Source organism: Arenimonas sp. (genome assembly GCF_047602345.1).
Taxonomy (GTDB): domain Bacteria; phylum Pseudomonadota; class Gammaproteobacteria; order Xanthomonadales; family Xanthomonadaceae; genus Arenimonas.
Map to the genome: position 1 here is coordinate 946,294 of NZ_JASGHN010000006.1, position 17,358 is coordinate 963,651.

The 17,358-nt window shown below is 64.7% G+C and carries 16 protein-coding genes; 3 read left to right on the forward strand and 13 right to left on the reverse strand.

What is annotated here, in order from left to right; all coding sequences use genetic code 11:
• Window positions 1–2 precede the first annotated feature (2 nt).
• From QM707_RS08945 to QM707_RS08965, 5 genes are all read right to left on the reverse strand, one after another.
• Complete coding sequence (locus QM707_RS08945; protein WP_415001502.1) at window positions 3–854, reverse strand: SIMPL domain-containing protein; 852 nt, start codon at window positions 852–854, stop codon at window positions 3–5.
• Window positions 851–2,326, reverse strand: a complete 1,476-nt coding sequence (trpE, locus tag QM707_RS08950; RefSeq protein ID WP_415001503.1) for an anthranilate synthase component I — start codon at window positions 2,324–2,326, stop codon at window positions 851–853. Before trpE ends, QM707_RS08945 begins: the two co-directional genes overlap by 4 nt.
• Before the next feature lie 236 nt (window positions 2,327–2,562).
• Window positions 2,563–3,237 (reverse strand): ribulose-phosphate 3-epimerase, encoded by a 675-nt coding sequence (gene rpe / locus QM707_RS08955; protein ID WP_415001504.1) that lies wholly within the window; start codon window positions 3,235–3,237, stop codon window positions 2,563–2,565.
• A gap of 4 nt (window positions 3,238–3,241) precedes the next feature.
• On the reverse strand, window positions 3,242–3,601 hold the full coding sequence (locus tag QM707_RS08960) for a DnaJ domain-containing protein (RefSeq protein ID WP_415001505.1): 360 nt from the start codon (window positions 3,599–3,601) through the stop codon (window positions 3,242–3,244).
• Window positions 3,598–3,957: a c-type cytochrome gene (locus QM707_RS08965; protein ID WP_415001506.1), complete on the reverse strand. Its 360-nt coding sequence runs from the start codon at window positions 3,955–3,957 to the stop codon at window positions 3,598–3,600. The genes QM707_RS08960 and QM707_RS08965 overlap by 4 nt, the downstream gene beginning before the upstream one ends.
• Before the next feature lie 72 nt (window positions 3,958–4,029).
• On the opposite strand from QM707_RS08965, the gene QM707_RS08970 reads away from it, so the two are divergent.
• Together QM707_RS08970 and QM707_RS08975 are read left to right on the forward strand one after the other, a co-directional pair.
• On the forward strand, window positions 4,030–4,926 hold the full coding sequence (locus QM707_RS08970) for a phosphoribosylaminoimidazolesuccinocarboxamide synthase (RefSeq protein ID WP_415001507.1): 897 nt from the start codon (window positions 4,030–4,032) through the stop codon (window positions 4,924–4,926).
• 19 nt (window positions 4,927–4,945) lie between these two features.
• Window positions 4,946–5,410 (forward strand): DUF962 domain-containing protein, encoded by a 465-nt coding sequence (locus tag QM707_RS08975; RefSeq protein WP_415001508.1) that lies wholly within the window; start codon window positions 4,946–4,948, stop codon window positions 5,408–5,410.
• A 5-nt stretch (window positions 5,411–5,415) separates the two neighbouring features.
• On the opposite strand, the gene QM707_RS08980 is transcribed toward QM707_RS08975, so the two are convergent.
• Window positions 5,416–5,913 carry a hypothetical protein gene (locus QM707_RS08980; RefSeq protein ID WP_415001509.1) on the reverse strand — a complete coding sequence of 166 codons (498 nt, stop codon included), beginning with the start codon at window positions 5,911–5,913 and terminating at the stop codon, window positions 5,416–5,418.
• A gap of 76 nt (window positions 5,914–5,989) precedes the next feature.
• On the opposite strand from QM707_RS08980, the gene QM707_RS08985 reads away from it, so the two are divergent.
• Complete coding sequence (locus QM707_RS08985) at window positions 5,990–6,874, forward strand: DMT family transporter (RefSeq protein ID WP_415001510.1); 885 nt, start codon at window positions 5,990–5,992, stop codon at window positions 6,872–6,874.
• Between the two features lie 62 nt (window positions 6,875–6,936).
• Here the strand turns inward: QM707_RS08985 and QM707_RS08990 are convergent, their stop codons facing one another.
• The 7 genes from QM707_RS08990 to QM707_RS09020 form a co-directional block, all read right to left on the reverse strand.
• Entirely contained in the window at window positions 6,937–9,468 is a 2,532-nt protein-coding gene (locus tag QM707_RS08990; protein ID WP_415001511.1) for an efflux RND transporter permease subunit, read from the reverse strand.
• Between the two features lie 10 nt (window positions 9,469–9,478).
• Window positions 9,479–10,576: a WD40/YVTN/BNR-like repeat-containing protein gene (locus QM707_RS08995; protein WP_415001512.1), complete on the reverse strand. Its 1,098-nt coding sequence runs from the start codon at window positions 10,574–10,576 to the stop codon at window positions 9,479–9,481.
• A gap of 90 nt (window positions 10,577–10,666) precedes the next feature.
• Window positions 10,667–12,031 carry a DUF1329 domain-containing protein gene (locus QM707_RS09000; RefSeq protein WP_415001513.1) on the reverse strand — a complete coding sequence of 455 codons (1,365 nt, stop codon included), beginning with the start codon at window positions 12,029–12,031 and terminating at the stop codon, window positions 10,667–10,669.
• A gap of 23 nt (window positions 12,032–12,054) precedes the next feature.
• A complete protein-coding gene (locus tag QM707_RS09005; protein WP_415001514.1) occupies window positions 12,055–14,097 on the reverse strand; it encodes a DUF1302 domain-containing protein in 2,043 nt (680 codons plus the stop codon).
• A 238-nt stretch (window positions 14,098–14,335) separates the two neighbouring features.
• Entirely contained in the window at window positions 14,336–15,175 is an 840-nt protein-coding gene (locus tag QM707_RS09010) for an NAD-dependent epimerase/dehydratase family protein (RefSeq protein WP_415001515.1), read from the reverse strand.
• Entirely contained in the window at window positions 15,172–16,392 is a 1,221-nt protein-coding gene (gene nhaA / locus QM707_RS09015; protein ID WP_415001516.1) for a Na+/H+ antiporter NhaA, read from the reverse strand. The genes QM707_RS09010 and nhaA overlap by 4 nt, the downstream gene beginning before the upstream one ends.
• Before the next feature lie 4 nt (window positions 16,393–16,396).
• Window positions 16,397–17,350, reverse strand: a complete 954-nt coding sequence (locus QM707_RS09020; RefSeq protein WP_415001517.1) for a sodium:calcium antiporter — start codon at window positions 17,348–17,350, stop codon at window positions 16,397–16,399.
• Window positions 17,351–17,358: the final 8 nt, after the last annotated feature.

The following is a 17,358-nucleotide window of genomic DNA, read 5'->3' on the forward strand; positions in this document are numbered from 1 at the left end:
CGTCAATCGTTCAACAGGTAGATGACATACACGTCCGCCACGACCCGGACGACACCTTCGCTGATGGCGATCTCCGTCGAAGAGCCCCGAACGGATCCGGGCGCAAGAAGCGCGGCACTGGTGATGTTTCGCGCCACCGGAATATTGGCGATCTGTTCGGCCGTCAGGATGGTGGTCGACTCGACGGAACTGACGTCGATGGGATTGATGTAAGAGCCCGTCGAAAGCTGCAAGGGCTTGTCCGAAATCGTTTGCACATTCCCCAGCGTGCCGCCCATTCCCTGGGCAAAGACATCGCCCGTCTTACGGGAGTCCTCGATGGCGGCCGCAAGTAACCGGCGGCGGATGTCGCCCGGTTCGGCGAGCCTGAATTCGAGCGTTTGCGCCTGCACCTCTTTTCTGGCCGGAAGTTCCGCGAGAAACGATTTGAGGTCGACCAGCTTGCGGAACCGAAACTCCAGGCGCCGCTGATACTTCGTACCAGTGAACTTGCTCTTTTCTGATTCGTCGTCGTATTCGCTATCGGCCGTCACCAGCAAGTTGCCGATTGAGAGGTCCGCGTCCTCGAGCCCTCTTGCTTTCGCCTTCGCGATGACCGTCGCCACCAGCTGCTCCACGGTCGCCTGGGCCTTGCCGCCATCCATCTGCGTATCCGAGAACGTCACGGCCACCGGGAAGACATCCGGGACCACGCGAACCTCGGCATGACCTCGAACCGCGATGAACGGCCTTCCGGCGATGTTCTGGGCGAACGCCACAGGTGAGCCGAGTACGGCGATCAGCAGACAAATCATTGCTTTCGACATCGCGATCTCCTTGATCGATCGAATATCAGGTTGCTGGAGACGTTTCATAGCCCACCCGCCGCCTGCGCCACGGCCCGAAACAACGCCCTGCCCTTGTTCATCGTCTCTTCCCATTCCTTCTGCGGGTCGGAGTCGTAGACGATGCCGGCGCCGGCCTGCACGTGCAGTCGGCCGTCCTGGATCACTGCCGTGCGTATGGCGATCGCCGTGTCGGCATCGCCCCACCAGCCCAGGTAGCCGACCGCACCCGAATAGATGTTGCGCTTCACCGGCTCCAGTTCGCGGATGACTTCCAGCGCGCGGATCTTCGGCGCGCCGCTGACGGTGCCCGCCGGGAACGTCGCCTTCAGCACGTCGCCGAACTTCTGGTCGCCACGCAGGCGACCGGTGACCTCGCTGACGATATGCATCACATGCGAATAGCGCTCGATCACGAATCGCTCGCCGACGCGCACGCTGCCGGCTTCGGCGACACGGCCGACATCATTGCGACCAAGGTCGATCAGCATCAGGTGCTCCGCACGCTCTTTCGGATCGGCCAGCAGCTCGGCCTCGAGCGCGGCATCTTCCTCCGGCGTGACGCCGCGCGGCCGCGTCCCCGCGATCGGGCGCACGGTGACTTCGCCAGCCTGCAATCGCACCAGGATTTCCGGCGAGCTGCCGACCACCTGCGTACCGCCGAGATCGAGGAAGTACATGTACGGGGACGGATTCAAGGCGCGCAGCGCACGATACACGTCCACCGGCCGCGCGCGGAACGGCACGGACATCCGTTGGCTCAGCACGACCTGGAAGATGTCGCCGGCACGGATGTAGTCCTTGGCCTTCTCCACCGCCGTGATGAACCCGTCGCGCGTGAAGCCGGACACGAAATCCTCTTCCTTCAACAATGAAGGATCGAGAACATCCGGATAGGATGCGCCGGCATGGCGCAGGCGATGCACCAGCGCGTCGAGCCGGCGTTGCGCTTTGGCATAGGCCTGGGGCTCGGACGTATCGGCATGCACCACCAAGTAGAGCCGGCCCTTCAGATTGTCGAAGACGGCGACTTCTTCGCTCAGCATCAGCAGGGCGTCGGGTGTGCCCAGTTGATCGGGTTTGTCGCCACGCTCAAGCCTCGGTTCGATCCAGCCGATCGTCTCGAAGCCGAAGTAGCCGACCAGCCCGCCGGTGAATGCCGGCAGTCCCGCCAGCTTCGGCACGACGAAACTTTCGCGCAGCCGATCGATCTCGGCGAGGGGGTCGTCGAGCTCGCGGGTTTCGACCACCTCGCCATGCTCGCGCACCGTCAGGCGTCGCCCCGAGAACGCATAGGTGCGGCGCGCGGGCAGGCCGATGATGGAATAGCGGCCCCAGGTCTCGCCGCCTTCGACCGACTCGAACAGATAGGAATGCGGCCCGTCGGCCAGCTTCAGGTAAACCGAGAGCGGCGTATCGAGATCGGAGAGGACTTCGCGCACGACCGGAATGCGGTTATGACCGGCGGCGGCGAGCTGTCGGAATTCGTCGGCGGAGAGCAAGGGAAGATGGTCCGGGTAACGATGAACGGGACGCCGAGACGCAGACTCGGCATATCTCAAGCCGGAACCGCAAAGCGGTTACGGCGCCACGTCAGATCAGCGCCACCATCGCCAGCAATGGCTGGCGAGATTTTCTGCAGTGATGTGTACCCGGACCATGGCGTCACTCTAGCAGGGCGGGCGCAAGTTGCAAGTGCGAGGACGGCGGGACAAACGACCCGCCGCAAAACAACGGTTTAGCGTCGCGCCTCGGCGACGGCCGCGCGCATGCGCGCGATGACATCGGCGTAGTCGGGCTGGCCGAAGATCGCCGAACCGGCGACGAAGGTGTCGGCCCCGGCCGCGGCGATCTCACCGATATTGTCCGGCTTCACGCCGCCATCGATTTCGAGGCGGATGTCGCGCCCGCTCGCATCGATCATTTCGCGTACGCGACGCAACTTGCCGAGCGCCGAAGGAATGAAGCTCTGCCCGCCGAAACCGGGGTTCACCGACATGATCAGCACGAGATCGAGATCGTCGAGCACGTGCTCGAGCACATCGAGCGGCGTCGCCGGATTGAATACGAGTCCCGCCTTGCAGCCGGACGCCTTGATCAGCTGGATCGTGCGGTGCACATGCTCGCTGGCTTCGGGATGGAAGCTGATCAGCGATGCGCCGGCCTTCGCGAAATCCGGGACGATGCGATCCACCGGCTTCACCATCAGGTGCACGTCGATCGGCGCCGTGACGCCATGCTTGCGCAAGGCTTCGCAGACCAGCGGTCCGATGGTCAGGTTCGGCACGTAGTGATTGTCCATCACGTCGAAATGCACCCAATCGGCGCCGGCCCTCAGCACGTTGTCCACTTCCTCGCCCAGGCGCGCGAAGTTGGCGGAAAGGATGGAGGGCGCGATCAGGCATTCGGACATGGGTTCAGCCTCGGCGACGCTGTTGCTGGATGGTTTCGTAGGCGCTGTTGATCTCGCGCGCCCGGGTTTCGGCCAGCGCGCGGATCTCGTCGGCGGCGTTGGCCACGCGATCGGGATGATACTCGGACATCTTCCTTCGCCAAGCCTGTTCGATTTCCTCGTCGCTGGACGAAACGCTCACGCCCAGTACTGCATAGGGATCGTCAGCGGGCGCCCGGGCCGGCGGATTGGCCGGCGAAGCCCGCTTGGCCCGGAACAGCCCCATGTCGAACAAGTGGCCGATGACGAAGCCGAGCACGATGAATTGCCAACGCCGCGTGAGCAGGCCCAGCAACACGCCCACGATCTTGCCGGTCCAGCTCATCGCGAAGCGCCCTGTGCTTTCGCCGCTCCCGGCGTCTTGCCTCTCGCGGCACTTGCACTTCCTTGTGCGGCGTACCACTTGGCCAGCGCCGCGATATCGCGCGGCTGCAAGGTATTGGCCAGCGAATTCATCGGTTGGGCCTGGCGTTTGCCATTGCGGTAGGCGCCAAGCGCATTGACGAGATAGGTTTCGTCCTGCCCCGCCAGATGCGGCGTTCCGGCGACGCGGCTGCGGCCATCCTCGCCATGACAGGCCACACATTGGCCGAGCTTGGCCGGCTTCGCCAGCGGGGCCGCAGGACCGGCGACCGCCAGCGGCGCGAAGGCCATCGCGGAAAAGAGAAAAATGCGGCGCATGACCCATTCTAGCAGCCGGACCGCGCGAGACCGCGGGTTACAATGCGCGCTGCCGCCAGCTCCGGATCGTCCGTGCCCACCACCCTGCATACCTCGAACCTGCCCGGCCTGCCCCTGCTTCATCGCGGCAAAGTGCGCGACGTCTACGGCCTGCCTGGCGATCGCCTGCTGATGGTCGCGAGCGACCGGTTGTCGGCCTTCGATGTCGTGCTGCCGGACCCCATTCCGGGCAAGGGCGAAATGCTCTGCCAGGTGTCGAACTTCTGGTTCGGCAAGACCGCGCACCTGATGCCGAATCATCTGACGCACGATGCCGTGGCCGATGTCCTGCCGGCCGGCACCGACGTCGCCTTGTACGCCAAGCGTTCGGTGGTGACGAAGAAGTTGAAGCCGGTGCCGGTGGAGGCGATCGCACGCGGCTACATCATCGGCAGCGGCTGGAAGGACTATCAGAAGACGGGCGCGATCTGCGGCATTGAATTGCCGAAAGGTCTGCGCCAGGCCGAACGTCTGCCGGAGCCGATCTTCACACCGTCGACCAAGGCGGCGGTCGGCGATCACGACGAGAACGTCAGTTTCGACGCGGTCGCCGCGCGCATCGGCGGCGAACTCGCCGAGCAAGTGCGCGACGCGACCCTGCGGATCTATGCCTTCGCCTCGGCTTACGCGGCCGAACGCGGCATCATCATCGCCGACACCAAGCTGGAATTCGGCCTCGACGAGAACGGCGTTCTGCATGTCATGGACGAAATGCTGACGCCGGATTCCTCGCGCTTCTGGCCGGCCGACTCCTACGCCGTCGGCATCAGCCCGCCGAGCTACGACAAGCAGTACGTGCGCGACTACCTGGAAACGCTGGACTGGAACAAGACGGCCCCCGGGCCGAAGGTGCCGGCGGACGTCATCGAAGCCACGCGCGCAAAATACGCCGAGGCGCTCTGGCGCCTGGCCGATCTGAAGATCGACTGAGACCTCAGGAGGACATCGCATGAGCCGCATCGACCCCATGCTCGACCAGTACTCGGGCGATCACCTCAATCCGACCAACCAGCTGATCCACGTGATCTGCGTACCGGCCATCGCCTGGACGGTCGGCGCCTTCTTGTGGACGATTCCGGTACCTTCGGCCTGGTTCCGGCCGGGCACCTGGTTCGCCTTCGGCGCCTTCCTCGCCTTCGCCTGGTACTGGCGGCAATCGCGCAAGCTCGCGATCGGCATGCTGCTGTGCTTCGTCGCCGCCGGTTTCCTCAATCGCTGGATCGCCGACACGTGGGGCATGCGGGCACTGCTGTATACGGCCATCGCCGTCTTCGTGCTGGCATGGATCGCCCAGTTCATCGGCCACAAGATCGAGGGCAAGCGACCGAGCTTCCTGACCGACTTGGTCTATCTGCTGGTGGGACCGGCCTGGACGCTGGACAAACTCTATCGCCGGGTCGGCATCGGCCACTGACGCGGTCAGTGATGCAGGAAACTCGCATACGGCAACAGCGCGCCGGCGACGACAACCAACACGAGCAGCAGCAGGCAGTACAGCACGAACAGGAACACCATCTGCAGCAGACCGACCAGGCAGGCGCGGCCGAAGTCCAGCGCGCTGCCGTCGGGTCGGCGGATCAGCTTGCGGATCGCGAGCGCATTCACGACGAATGCCACGACCGTGCCCAAGCCGAGGGCCAGGAACTGCAGCAGGGCGATCCTACCGAGGTCGGCCGCGGCCTGCGAGGCGCTGTTCACCGCGAAAGCGGCCGCGAACCAGATGACCGCGTTGAGCGCGAACGAAGCCAGCGTAGACACCAGCATCGCCAGGCAGCAGCGCAGGTAGGACGGGGAGAACTTCTCGATCATGCGCATCGAGAGTTTCAGCATCAGTGCGCCGGCGAACACCGCGAACAACATGCCCACAGCCAGGCCGAGGACGAACGGCACGACCGCGCTACTTTCATCGGTTCCCATCGCGCGCCCTCCCTAGGCAGTCACGGCGAGCGCCGCCCGTTCGGCACCCGCTGTCCCGCGACGATACACTGAGCGCATGCCGGCCCGCGATTTCTTCCTCGTTTTCCTCATCTGTCTCGCCTGGGCGGGCAACTTCCTCACTTCCAAGCTGGCCCTGCAGGAGTTTCCGCCGTTGTTGTTCACGGCATTGCGGCTGATGTTGCTGGCCGCCCTGCTCGCCGCCTTCCTGCGCCCGCCGCCGAAAGGACAGTGGCCGCGGCTGATCGCGGTGGCGATGTGCAATGCGGTGCTGCACTTCGGTTTGAGTTTCTGGTCCTTGAAACTGTCCAGCACGCTCGCCTCGCCGGCCATCCTGATGCAGAGCTATGTGCCGATGGCGAGCCTGTTGGCCTGGTGGTTGCTCGGCGAGCGGTTCCACTGGCGTACCGGCATGGCGATCGCACTCAGTTTCGCCGGTGTGCTCGTCCTCGGATTCGATCCTTCGGTACTGCAGAATCCGGCCGCGCTCGGCCTGATGCTGGTATCGGCCTTCTTCATCGCACTGGGTTCGGTTCTGATGCGCGACCTGCGCGGTTTCGACCTGGTCAACCAGCAGGGCTGGACCTCGGTCATCGGCATCGCGCCCTTGCTGCTATGGAGCGCGGCCGGCGAACACGACCTGCTTGCGTCGATACGCCAGGCCAGCTGGGTCGCCTGGCTCGGCGTCGGTTACGCCGCGATCATCGCGTCGCTGGTGGGGCACGGGCTTTATTTCCGGCTGGTGCAACGCCATCCCGTCGCGCAGGTCACGCCCTATCTGTTGATCGCGCCGCTGATCGCCACCGTGCTCGGCATCGTATTCCTGCACGATCGCGTCGGGCCGAGACTGTGGCTGGGCGGCGCGATGGTGCTCGGCGGCGTGTTGGTCATCGGCCTGCGCAACCTGGCCAAGGCGCGCCCGGCCGCACCGGTCGAACCTTGAGGAAACATCGGCGAAGGCCCGTCGCGGGTTTCCGCGACGGGCCATGAAAGCGCGCGACCGACTCAACCGACCTGCGTTGGCTTCTCGTGCCAATGGGCGGCGTCGAAGTCGTCCTTCTCGCCCGGCCGCAACAACCAGCGGCAGAGTGCCGGCAGGAAGACGATCGCCGCGATCATGTTCACCAGGAACATGAAGGTCAGCATGATGCCCATGTCGGCCTGGAACTTCAGGTCCGACTTGATCCACAGGGCAACGCCCACCGCCAGGGTCAGCGCGGTGTAGAAGATGGCGATGCCGGTCGTCTTCAAGGCGATGAAGTAGGACTCGCCCAACGACTTGCCCTGCAGCAGGGCTTCGCGCATGCGCGCGAAGATGTAGATGCCGTAGTCCACGCCGATACCGACGCCCAGCGCGACGACGCAGAGGGTATTCACCTTCATGCCGATGCCGAGGTGCACCATCAGCGAGTGGCCGAGTTCGGTAACCAGCACCAGCGGCAGCAGGATGCACAGCGCGGCGCGCGGGCTGCGGAAACTGATCAGGCACATCAGGAACACGGCGGCATAAAGCAGATAGAGAATCGTGTGCTCGGATTCGCGCACGGTATCGTTGATCGCCGCCATCACCCCGAGATTGCCGGTGGCGAGGCGGAAATTGACCTGGTCGCTGCGATACTCTTCGCCCTTCTCGGAAGCCGCCTTGACGGCGGCGTCGCGCTTCTTGGCGAAAGCCGGATCGTAGGCGCCGTTCTCCTTGCGGAAATCCTTGGTCGCCTTGACCAGGCGGTCGATCGTGGTCGCCTGGTGATCGCTGGTGAACACCGTCACCGGCATCGCGCTGCAGTCGGCGTTCAGCAACCCGGAATCGGTCTCGAACCCTTGCGTCGAAAGACGCAAGTCGTCGGGATTGCGTGGCAGGTTGCGCCAGCGGATCGAACCGTCGTTCCAGCCCGCGTTGACGATCTTGGCGGCGGAGGGCAGCGTGATGACCTGTTCGACGCCTTTCACGTTGGCGAGGTGCCAGGCGAAGCGATCGATCGTCTCCATCGCCTTGTAGCTCGTCGTGCAGGCGGAGGGGCCGGCTTCGACGATGACGTTGAGGATGTCGACGCCGAGGGCGAACTTGCTGCTGATGACGCCCGCGTCCTGGTTGTAGCGGGCTTCCGGCCGCAGTTCGGCCACGCCCTTCTGGGCATCGCCGATCATGACCTTGTTGCCTTCCTGCCAGGCGAAGAACCAGATCACCGCGCCGACCAGGATCACCGCCGCCGCCGCCGTCGGCCGGCTCAGCTTGGTCAGGGAAGCCCAGATCTTGTCGAATTGGGTCAACTGGCGCAGGCGGTACTCGCGCTTGCGGTCGATCTTACCGACATGCGTGTAACTCAGCAGCACCGGCAGCAGGATCAGATCGGTCAGGATGGTGAGGCCGACGCCGACGGTCGCGGTGATCGCCAGCTCGAAGATCATCTGGATCGGGATGACGAGGATGGCGCCGAAACCGATGCAACCGGCCAGCAAGGCCACCGCGCCGGGGATCAACAACGCACGGAACGAGCGCTTCGCGGCTTCCAGCGGCGGCACCGCCAGCGACGCGCGTTGGCGAAGCTCTTCCACCGTGCCTTCTTCCAGGCCACCGAAGAAGATCTCGCCGCGGAAGCGGTTGATCATCTGCTCGCCATGGCTGACGGCGATCGCGAAGATCAGGAACGGCGTCAGCATGTTCATCGGGTCGATGCCGAAACCCATCAGGCGCAGGGCGCCGAGCATCCAGACGACGGATACGAGGGCGCAGAACACCGTCAGCGTGGCCAGCTTGCCCGAACTCGAATAGAGGAAGAGCAGGAACCAGGTGAACAGCACGGTGAAGCCGAAGAACTTCATCACCGACATGGCGCCGTCGCTGATGTCGCCGACCATCTTGGCGAAACCGATGATGTGTACCGTCGTGTTGCCGGTCTCGTACTTCCGGCGGATCTGCTCGAGCTGCTTGGCGACCTTCTGGTAGTCGACCTTGTGCGTGTCGGATTCCGGAATGATGTCGGCCCAGATCATCGCGCCCGACCAATCCTTGGCCACGAGACGGCCGAGGATGCCGGCTTTCACGATGTTGCCGCGTACGGTGTCGAGCTGTTCCTGCGTGGCCTCGAATCCGGGCACGTTCGGCGTGAACGTGTTCGGAATGACGTTGCCGCCGGCGAAACCGTCTTCAACGACTTCGACGAAACGGACGTTCGGCGTGAACAGGGAGCGCACGCGCGAGTCGTCGGTATCCTCGAGGTTGATGACGTCGGCCGTGACCTTCTCCAGCGTTCCCATGAACGGCTGGCTGAACATGTTGCCGTCCTTCGCCATCACCGCGATCAGGACGCGATTGGCGCCACCGAAGTCGGCTTCGTAGTCGACGAAGGTCCGCATGTACTCGTGCTTCAGCGGGATCTGTTTCTTGAAACCCGCATCGACCGACAACTGCGTGGCGAAATAGGTCATCGCCGCGGTGACCAGCGCGAAGACGATCAGGATCGCCGGCCGACTGCCGAAGACGAAGGTTTCGGCGAAGCGGGCGAACGGGCCGGGCTGGCTATTGGGCAGGCTCATGCGTTCTCCATCACTTCGGCTGGTAACGATCGGCGCCTTTCTCGCCGATCAGGACAGTGCTGCCATCGGTCTGCGCCAGCGCGCCCGAAAGCACGGGCGTTTCGCCGGCGGCATTCTGGTAGGTACTTGCGACGAAAGGCGAGCCGGCGTCCTTGCGCGTCAGCACCACGCCGGTGGCGCCGACGAGCACGGCGCCACCGTTCGGCAAGGCCTCGCCGCCCATCAGGCTGGCGTTGACCTGGGTGTCGAGCTTGCGCCAGGTCGTGCCGAGGTCGTCGGACTCATAGGCATTGCCGCGCAGGCCGTAGGCGAGGATGTGCTCGCCTTCCCAGGCCAGCACGCCGAACATCGAACCTTGGTAGGGGAAACTCGCCTTCTGCCAGGTCGCGCCGTTGTCGCGCGATCGCAGGAAGGTGCCGCGTTCGCCGACGATCACCAGCGCGCCCGAACCGGTACGCGCGATCGCATTGAGATGCGGATCGGATTCTTCGCCCAGTTCCAGTTCGTCGGTATTGAGCAGGCCGGTCTCATCGTAGCTCGGTTCCGCCGGCTTGGTCGGCTCCGCCGCGCCCGGCTGGCCGACGGCCTGCCGCGTCCATGTCACGCCCGAGTCGTGCGTGACCAGCATCAGGCTGTACGCGCCGATGGCGAATCCGTTGCTCGAATCGGTGAAGAGAAGATCCAGGATCGGTACGCCCTGGTCCGGGTCGTCCGCGTCGGGCATCCACGGCGCGGCGCGCTGCCGACGCCAGGTCTGCCCGCCATCGGCGGAATGCACGATCACGCCATCGTGGCCGGCAGCCCAGAGCTGGCCGTCGGCGGAAGCCACCGTCGTCAGCGTCGAGCGGGTATTGGTCGACAGCTGCGTCCACGCCTTGCCGTCGTTCGAACTCAGCACGTGGCCGCGTTCGCCCACCGCGAACATGCCTGCCGTCGTCTGCACGATGTCGAGCAGCAGCGACTGGCTGGCGCGGTCCATTTTCTCCGCCGGCAGCATCGACGGATCGTCCTTCGCCGGCTCAGGCGAGGACTGCGCCAATAGCGGCAGGGTCAGGACGAGTAGCGCCGCGGCGAGCGGGCGCGTGCGGAAACGGCGGGATCTGGGCATGGCAGTCTCTCTATCGCGAAGGCTGCGGCACGCACGCAGCCCTGAAAGCGACTGCGCCCCGCTGAGGGGGCGCAGTCGTTCGTCACTGGATCAACGTACGCCGGAGTTGCGCAGGTTCTGCGGCGAGTAATCCGCCGGTGTGCTCTGGAAGCTGAAATCGCGCGGCTTGTCGTCGTTGTCGAGCAGGCCGGTGATGTAGCGACCCGACTTCAGGTCGTGGTGGGTTTCCAGCGTGGTCCAAAGCGTCGGCACTTCGTAGTAGTTGATCGGCTCGGCTTCGGAATAGCGCCACAGTTTGCCCTGGCCGTCGTAGTGGTCGACCATCACGATCTGGTAGCTGTCCTCGTCGAGATAGAAGGTACGGCGGCTGTTGATGTGGCGCTGGCCAGCCTTGAGCTTGGCTTCCACCACCCAGACGCGGTGCCACTCGTAACGCAGGTAGTCGGAATTGATGTGGCCCGGACGGATCAGGTCGCTGACCTTCAGCTTCTCGCTGTCGGCGGCGTACGAGTTGTACGGAATCAGCATTTCCTTCTTGCCGACCAGCGTCCAGGTGAAGCGGTCCATCGCACCGTTGAACATGTCGGTCATGTCGTTGGTGCGCAGGCCGTCCGCTGCGGTGCCCGGGTTGTCGTAGGCGACGTTCGGAGCGCGACGCACGCGGCGCTGGCCCGGGTTGTACACCCATGCCTGGCGTGGAGCCGCCTTTGCGTTCAAGGTTTCGTGCACGAGCAGCACGCCGCCCGCCAGGCGCGCCGGCGCCAGCACGTCCTGCTTGTAGTACAGCAAGATGTTGTTGATCGACTCGGAAGTATTGCCCGGCTTGTAGTACAGGCCGAGGATCTCTTCCTGCAGGCGCGTCAGCGTATAGGCGCCGCCCGCCGAGGGCGTGGCCTGGTTCGAATAGCTGCGCACCGACACGCCCTTGTACTTGAGCTTGTGGTTCCAGATCAGCTCATAGGCGTTGTTCGGGATCGGGAACGGGAAGCCCTCGGCGCAGTTCTTGATGCCGTCGCCATCGGCGACCAGTTCGCACTGGGTGGCATTGCGCTTGGTGAAATCGTAAGTGCGCTGCGGGAACGAAGCGCTGCGACGACTCGGATAGACGTCCATCCGATAGGTCTTGTACTTCTGGAACATCGCCTTCTGGCCTTCGGACAAGGCTTCCGCATAACGCTCGTAGTTGGCCGGCGTCACCTGGAACAGCACCTTGTCGCTGGCGTACGGATCCGGGTGGCCGCTGCCGGCGCGGTAACCGGCCGGCGCGCGCGTGATGCCGCCTTCCCAGGCCGGAATCGTGCCGGAGGCGTTGCCCGCCTTCTCCGATCCCATCGGGGTGAGGCGACCGCCCAACTGGCCGGCCTTGTCGGCGCCGACCTTGGCCTGTGCGACGCCGAGGCTCAGTACCGCTGCGCCGACGATTGTCGCCAGCGCGGTCTTCTTGATCATGCTCATCGTCTTTTGCCCTCCCAGTTGGCTCAGAACGAATACTTGACGGTGAAGGAAGCGAAATCGCGATCGGCGATCTGGTTGTACGGCTCGCCGCCGAAGAAGGCGGTGTAGCTCAGGTCGAACACCAGCTTGTTCTGGTAGTTCGCCTCAAGACCGATCGTTCCGGACTTGCGGCCCTCGAGGAAGTTGCCGCCCGGGCCCGGGGTGATGCCGCTGACATCGTGGTTGAAAGCGAGGCGCGGCGACAGGTTGATCGAGCTGCCGAACACCGCGTTGTAGTCGGCACGCGCAGCCAGGCGATAGCCCCAGGAGAACTGGGTCGGGAAGCCGCCGGTGAGGGTTTCCGGATTGCGCAACGCACCCGGCGGGCAGGTGGCGACCACAGGAACCTGGCCGACGCCCGGCACGGTGATGTAGGTGCAATCGTTGACGTCGACGCCGCCACCGGTGTCGGTGCCTTCGCCTTCGTAACGGAGCTCGGAGGCCGGCGGCAGATCCCACACCTCGGTCGCGCCGATTTCGCCGACGAGAGCGAGCTGATCAGCACCGAGCACTTCGGAGAAGGCCTTGGTGAAAGTCATCTGCAACTGACTGACCTCATGACGGCGATAGCCGCGCACTTCGCTGCCGAAACCGCCCGGCAGCGGTGCGCAACCGGCCGGATTGAGCTGGCTGCAGAAGTCCAGGGCCGTGCCCGCCACGAACGGATTGAGCGGGCTCAACGCGGCGAACAGCAGTTCGACGTCGTCCACCTGCAACGGCATGTTCGTGCGATGGCTGATTTCACCCTGCCAGGCGACGCCGCCCGGGAGCGTGGTGTTCCAGCTCATGCCGAACATCTGGATGTCTTCCGGATACTCGACGAAGAAACCGGCGGTCAGGCCGGCCGGCGTGCCGCTGAGCGCGGCGGTCGAGACTGCTTTGCCCGACAGCAGCGGCAGGCGGCTGTGGTAGTTCAGGAAGTAGAAGCCGAAGTCGGTGTTGCCGAGGCTTTCGGCGAACCAGCGCAGGGCGATACCCCACTGGCCGTCATCGCGCGCGTTGCGGTTCGGCAGACGAGGCACCGAGTTGCCGCAGGCGAAGCCCTGCAGCGCGCCGAGGCTGACGTCGGAGTTGCCGAAGCCCGAGCCGAGCGGCGAGGTAAGGCAGGTCGCGGCGTAAAGCTCGGGATTGTTGACCGGCTGCGGCGCGGTGCCGAAGCCAAGCATCACATAGGTACCGCCCGGCGAACCGAAATCGTTCGAGCTGAAGTAGGTACCCGAGGGGTCGACTTCGACTTCTTCGAATTCCAGCATGTACAGGGCTTCGACCGACAGATTGTCGGTGAAGCTGAAGGAGCCCCACAGCATGTCGATCGGCATGAAGGCTTCTTTCAGCTCCGCGCCGGCGACGCGCAGCTTCGAGACGTCGATCGGATTGATGACATTGATGCCGTTCTGGATGAAGGTGCTCTCGCCCCAGCTGACGGCCTGGCGACCGATGCGGAAGCTACCCTGGTGATCGCCGATCTTGAAGTCGTGGTAGATGAAGGCGTCGAGCAAGCGGAAGTCGGAACCGACTTTCTCCTTCGCCGCTTCGGTCAGGTCGTCGCGACCATTGTTCTCGAAGTCGTAGAAGTAGGTGGCGCGCATGAAGGCGCCCCAGTTGCGGTACTTCAGGCTCAGCTCGGACGTGATCTTGAAAGCGTTCGAGAACGCGTCGCCCTTGTCGTACTTCAGATCGCCGTCGTCGCGGTTGATCGAGAAGCGGCCCGGCGCGGCGTAGTGCGCGGCGGAACCGGGGACGCCACCGGTGCTCGAGCAACGGAGCGGGCCCGGCGCGATCGCGCCCAGCGGAATGTTCTGGAAGCACAGGGTGGGATCGAATTGCGCCTTGCCGATCAGATCCGTATCCGCGTCTTCCGTGCGCACGGACACGCCGTAGGAAATCGTGGTGTCGAAGCTGCCGGTGAGCTCGCCCTTCTCGAAATCGAAAGCCTGCGCAGCCGGCGCGGCGAGCAGGGCGAAGGCCACGGCCGAGGCCAGCGGAGCACGGGCAAGCAGCCCGCGAACAAGGTGGTTGGATTTCATTGCTTCAGATCCTCATCAGGGCAAGACAGCAGGTGGGAACGGCAAGCGCAGGCGTGTCCCCCGGAAGACGACAAGGCGAAACTGAGCGGCTCGATGGCTTCACTCATGGACCCTCCCCCGGTTTTGACGCTTTACTCTAGCCCATATTAAAAGTCCGTTATGCAAAAGAGCAATGCTCTGGCGTACGGAAGATGGAACTGATGATGCTGCGCCGCAGCACAACCCGGCATTTGATGGTTCAGGGATCGAAAACCCGCGGACTGAAGCCGAGGTCGCGATGGGCCGGCGCAGGATCGGCGGTCTGGTCCTGACCCAGCCGGTGGACGATGCCCGCCGCACTCAGGTTCCGGCCGCGCAGCCACGGGCCCAGCCTCAGCCCCCACCGGAACAGGCCATTCGGCAAGACCACGATCCTGGCGCCGGGCAGACGCACCCGCGCCAACCTCCGCAACATCGCCGCGAGCGCCAGTGCCTCCCCGCCCGGCAGTTCGTAGAGCCGTCCGATGCCAGGCTGCGGCTCCAGGCTGGCCAGGACCGCTTGGGCGACATCGTCCACATGAACCGGCTGGCGCAGCCCCTGGGCTCGCGCCGGCATGGGCAATACGCCCCAACGCCGCGCGAATTCCAGCATGGGCGTGAGGCTGTGATCCATGCCATTGCCGTAAACCAAGGTCGGGCGGAGTACCGTAGCCGCGACGCCGCGCTGCGACGCGAGCGCGAACAGCCTGTCTTCCGCACTTTGCAATCCTGCCGCCAATTCGCGTTCGGCGGGATCCGGCGAGTCCGCCTTGAAGCGCAGGCTGCAGGAACCGATCGCGACGATGCGCGAAGTCCGAACGGCATGCGCCTGGTACCAGTCGGCGAAAAGATCCAGCGGCCCGAGGCTCAGGATCGCGTCGTATCCGGCTTCGTCCGGCACGAAGTCGGCAAGACTGGCCTGACGCCAATGCAAGCGCGCATCCGGCGTCTCAGCGAACGATCGTCTCGTCGGCGCGTCGACCTCGACGTCGAGCGGCAGTTGCGCCGCCACGGCACGCCCGAGCATGCCGCTCAGGCCGAAAACCAGCCAGCGCCTCATTCGCTTCGCGGCGACATGCTTCGCGACGGCAGGGTGTTTCGCAACACCAGGAAACCCACCAACGCCGACAGGCCGGACCCCGCGAGGATGCCGAGGCGATTCATCACGGAGAGCCCCTCATCGCTCGCATCGAATGCCAGCGATCCGATAAACAGGCTCATGGTGAAACCGATTCCACAGAGCAGGGCCATGCCAATCAGCGCGGACCAGTCGACGCCATCGGGGCGTTTGACCCAGCCTGTCGCGACCAGCAACGCGGCCGCGAGGAGAATCCCGATCGGCTTGCCCAGCAGCAGGCCGAGGGCGATGCCCAACGGCACCGGTTCGAACAGACTGCTCGGCGACAAGCCCTGCAAAGACACGCCGGCATTGGCAAAGGCGAACAGGGGCAGTATCGCGTACGCGACCCACGGATGCAGCGCGTGCTCCAGGGTTTCCAACGGGTGCGCGTCGGGATCCCCGGCGACTTTCAGCGGAATGCTCATGCCGATCACGACGCCGGCCAAGGTGGCATGCACGCCTGATTTCAGCACCGCGATCCAGAGCACGATACCGACGACCGCGTAAGCCGAAAGCCGTCCGACCTCGAAACGATTGAGCGCGAACAGGCCCGCGACCGCGACGGCGGCAAGCACCAAGGCCTGCACCGACAAGCCGCTGGTATAGAACAGGGCGATCAACACGATCGCCCCCAAATCGTCGGCGACAGCGATCGCGGTCAACAACAGCTTCAACGCCAGCGGGACGCGCGAACCGAGCATCGCCAGCACGCCGAGCGCGAATGCAATATCGGTCGCCGCAGGAATGGCCGCCCCTCGCAAGGCAACGGCGTCATTCCAGTTGCACCACGTGTAAATCGCCATCGGCACAACCATGCCGCCGATGGCGCACGCCAAGGGCAACGCGACCTGGCGGCGATCGGCAAACTGCCCTTGCAGCAACTCGCGCTTGAGCTCCAGCCCGACGAGCAGGAAGAACAAGGCCATCAATCCGTCGTTGATCCAGAGCAGCAGCGGCTTGTGCAGGTCGAGCCGCCCCACGCGCACCTGCACCGGCAAGTCCAACAGCGAATGGTAGAGAGGGGCCAGCGGCGAATTCGCCACCACCAGCGCGAGCACGGCGGCCGCCACCAGCAGGATGCCGCCGGCGGATTCGAGCCGGAAGAACTCGGTCAGCGCATCGCGGGCCCGCTGTACGGGCGAGGCGGCGAGCACCACCGATTCAGGTCCAAGCCTGCATCAGCACGAACGCCAGCCACGCGAAGAACAGCGCGAGCAAGATGCCGGCTTCGCGGCGACTCACCGTCAGGTCGCCGCCGAGGATCGGATAGAGCGCGAGCGCGAACGCCATCGCGGCCGGCAGTTCCAGCATCACGAACGAAGCGGGAATGGCCAGCGGCTGCACTACGGCCATGCCGCCAACGACCAGCAACAGGTTGACCAGGCAGGCACCGAGCACCTGGCCCACGATGACGTCGCCCTGTCCCTGGCGCGACGCGATCGCCGCGATGGCCATTTCCGGCAGGGCCGTGCCGATGGCCACGACGGTCAGGCCGGTGACCAGCGGCGCCAGTCCCAAGGCCTGGCCCAGTAGCGGCGCCGACTGCACGATCAACTTGCTGCCGAAATACAGGACCACGGCAGCGATGAGGAGCCGGGCGAGATTCTGCAGCAGGCCGGTGCGTGTTTCTGCGAAGGCGACGAACTGCGCTTGCACCTCGGCCTCCTCGCCGCATCCGCGCCGGAAGTAGTGCCACAGCGCCGCGACGAACCCCAGGCAAAGCACCGCGCCTTCCCAGGCAAGCAGTCGTCCGTCGAGCGAGAAGAACAACACCGCACCGGTCGCAACCAGCACGAAAACCAGCTTGGATGCCAGCAAGCGCATGCGTAACGCCAACGGCGCCGCCAACGCGGCCACCGCCAGGGTGAGGCCGATGTTGACGACATTGCTGCCGACAGCGTTGCCCAGCGCGAGTTCGACCTGGCCCTGCTTCAAGGCATAAGCATTGATCGCCAGTTCCGGCAACGAGGTCGCGAATGCGACGAGCAGCAAGCCCGCCGCGAACGGCGAAAGACCGAGTCGCTGCGCCAGTCCTGAAGCGCCCTTGACCGCCGAATCCCCGCCGAGCAGCAGCAGGAAGATTCCCAGCGCGAAATATCCCGTGGCACCCAGCATGCCTACCC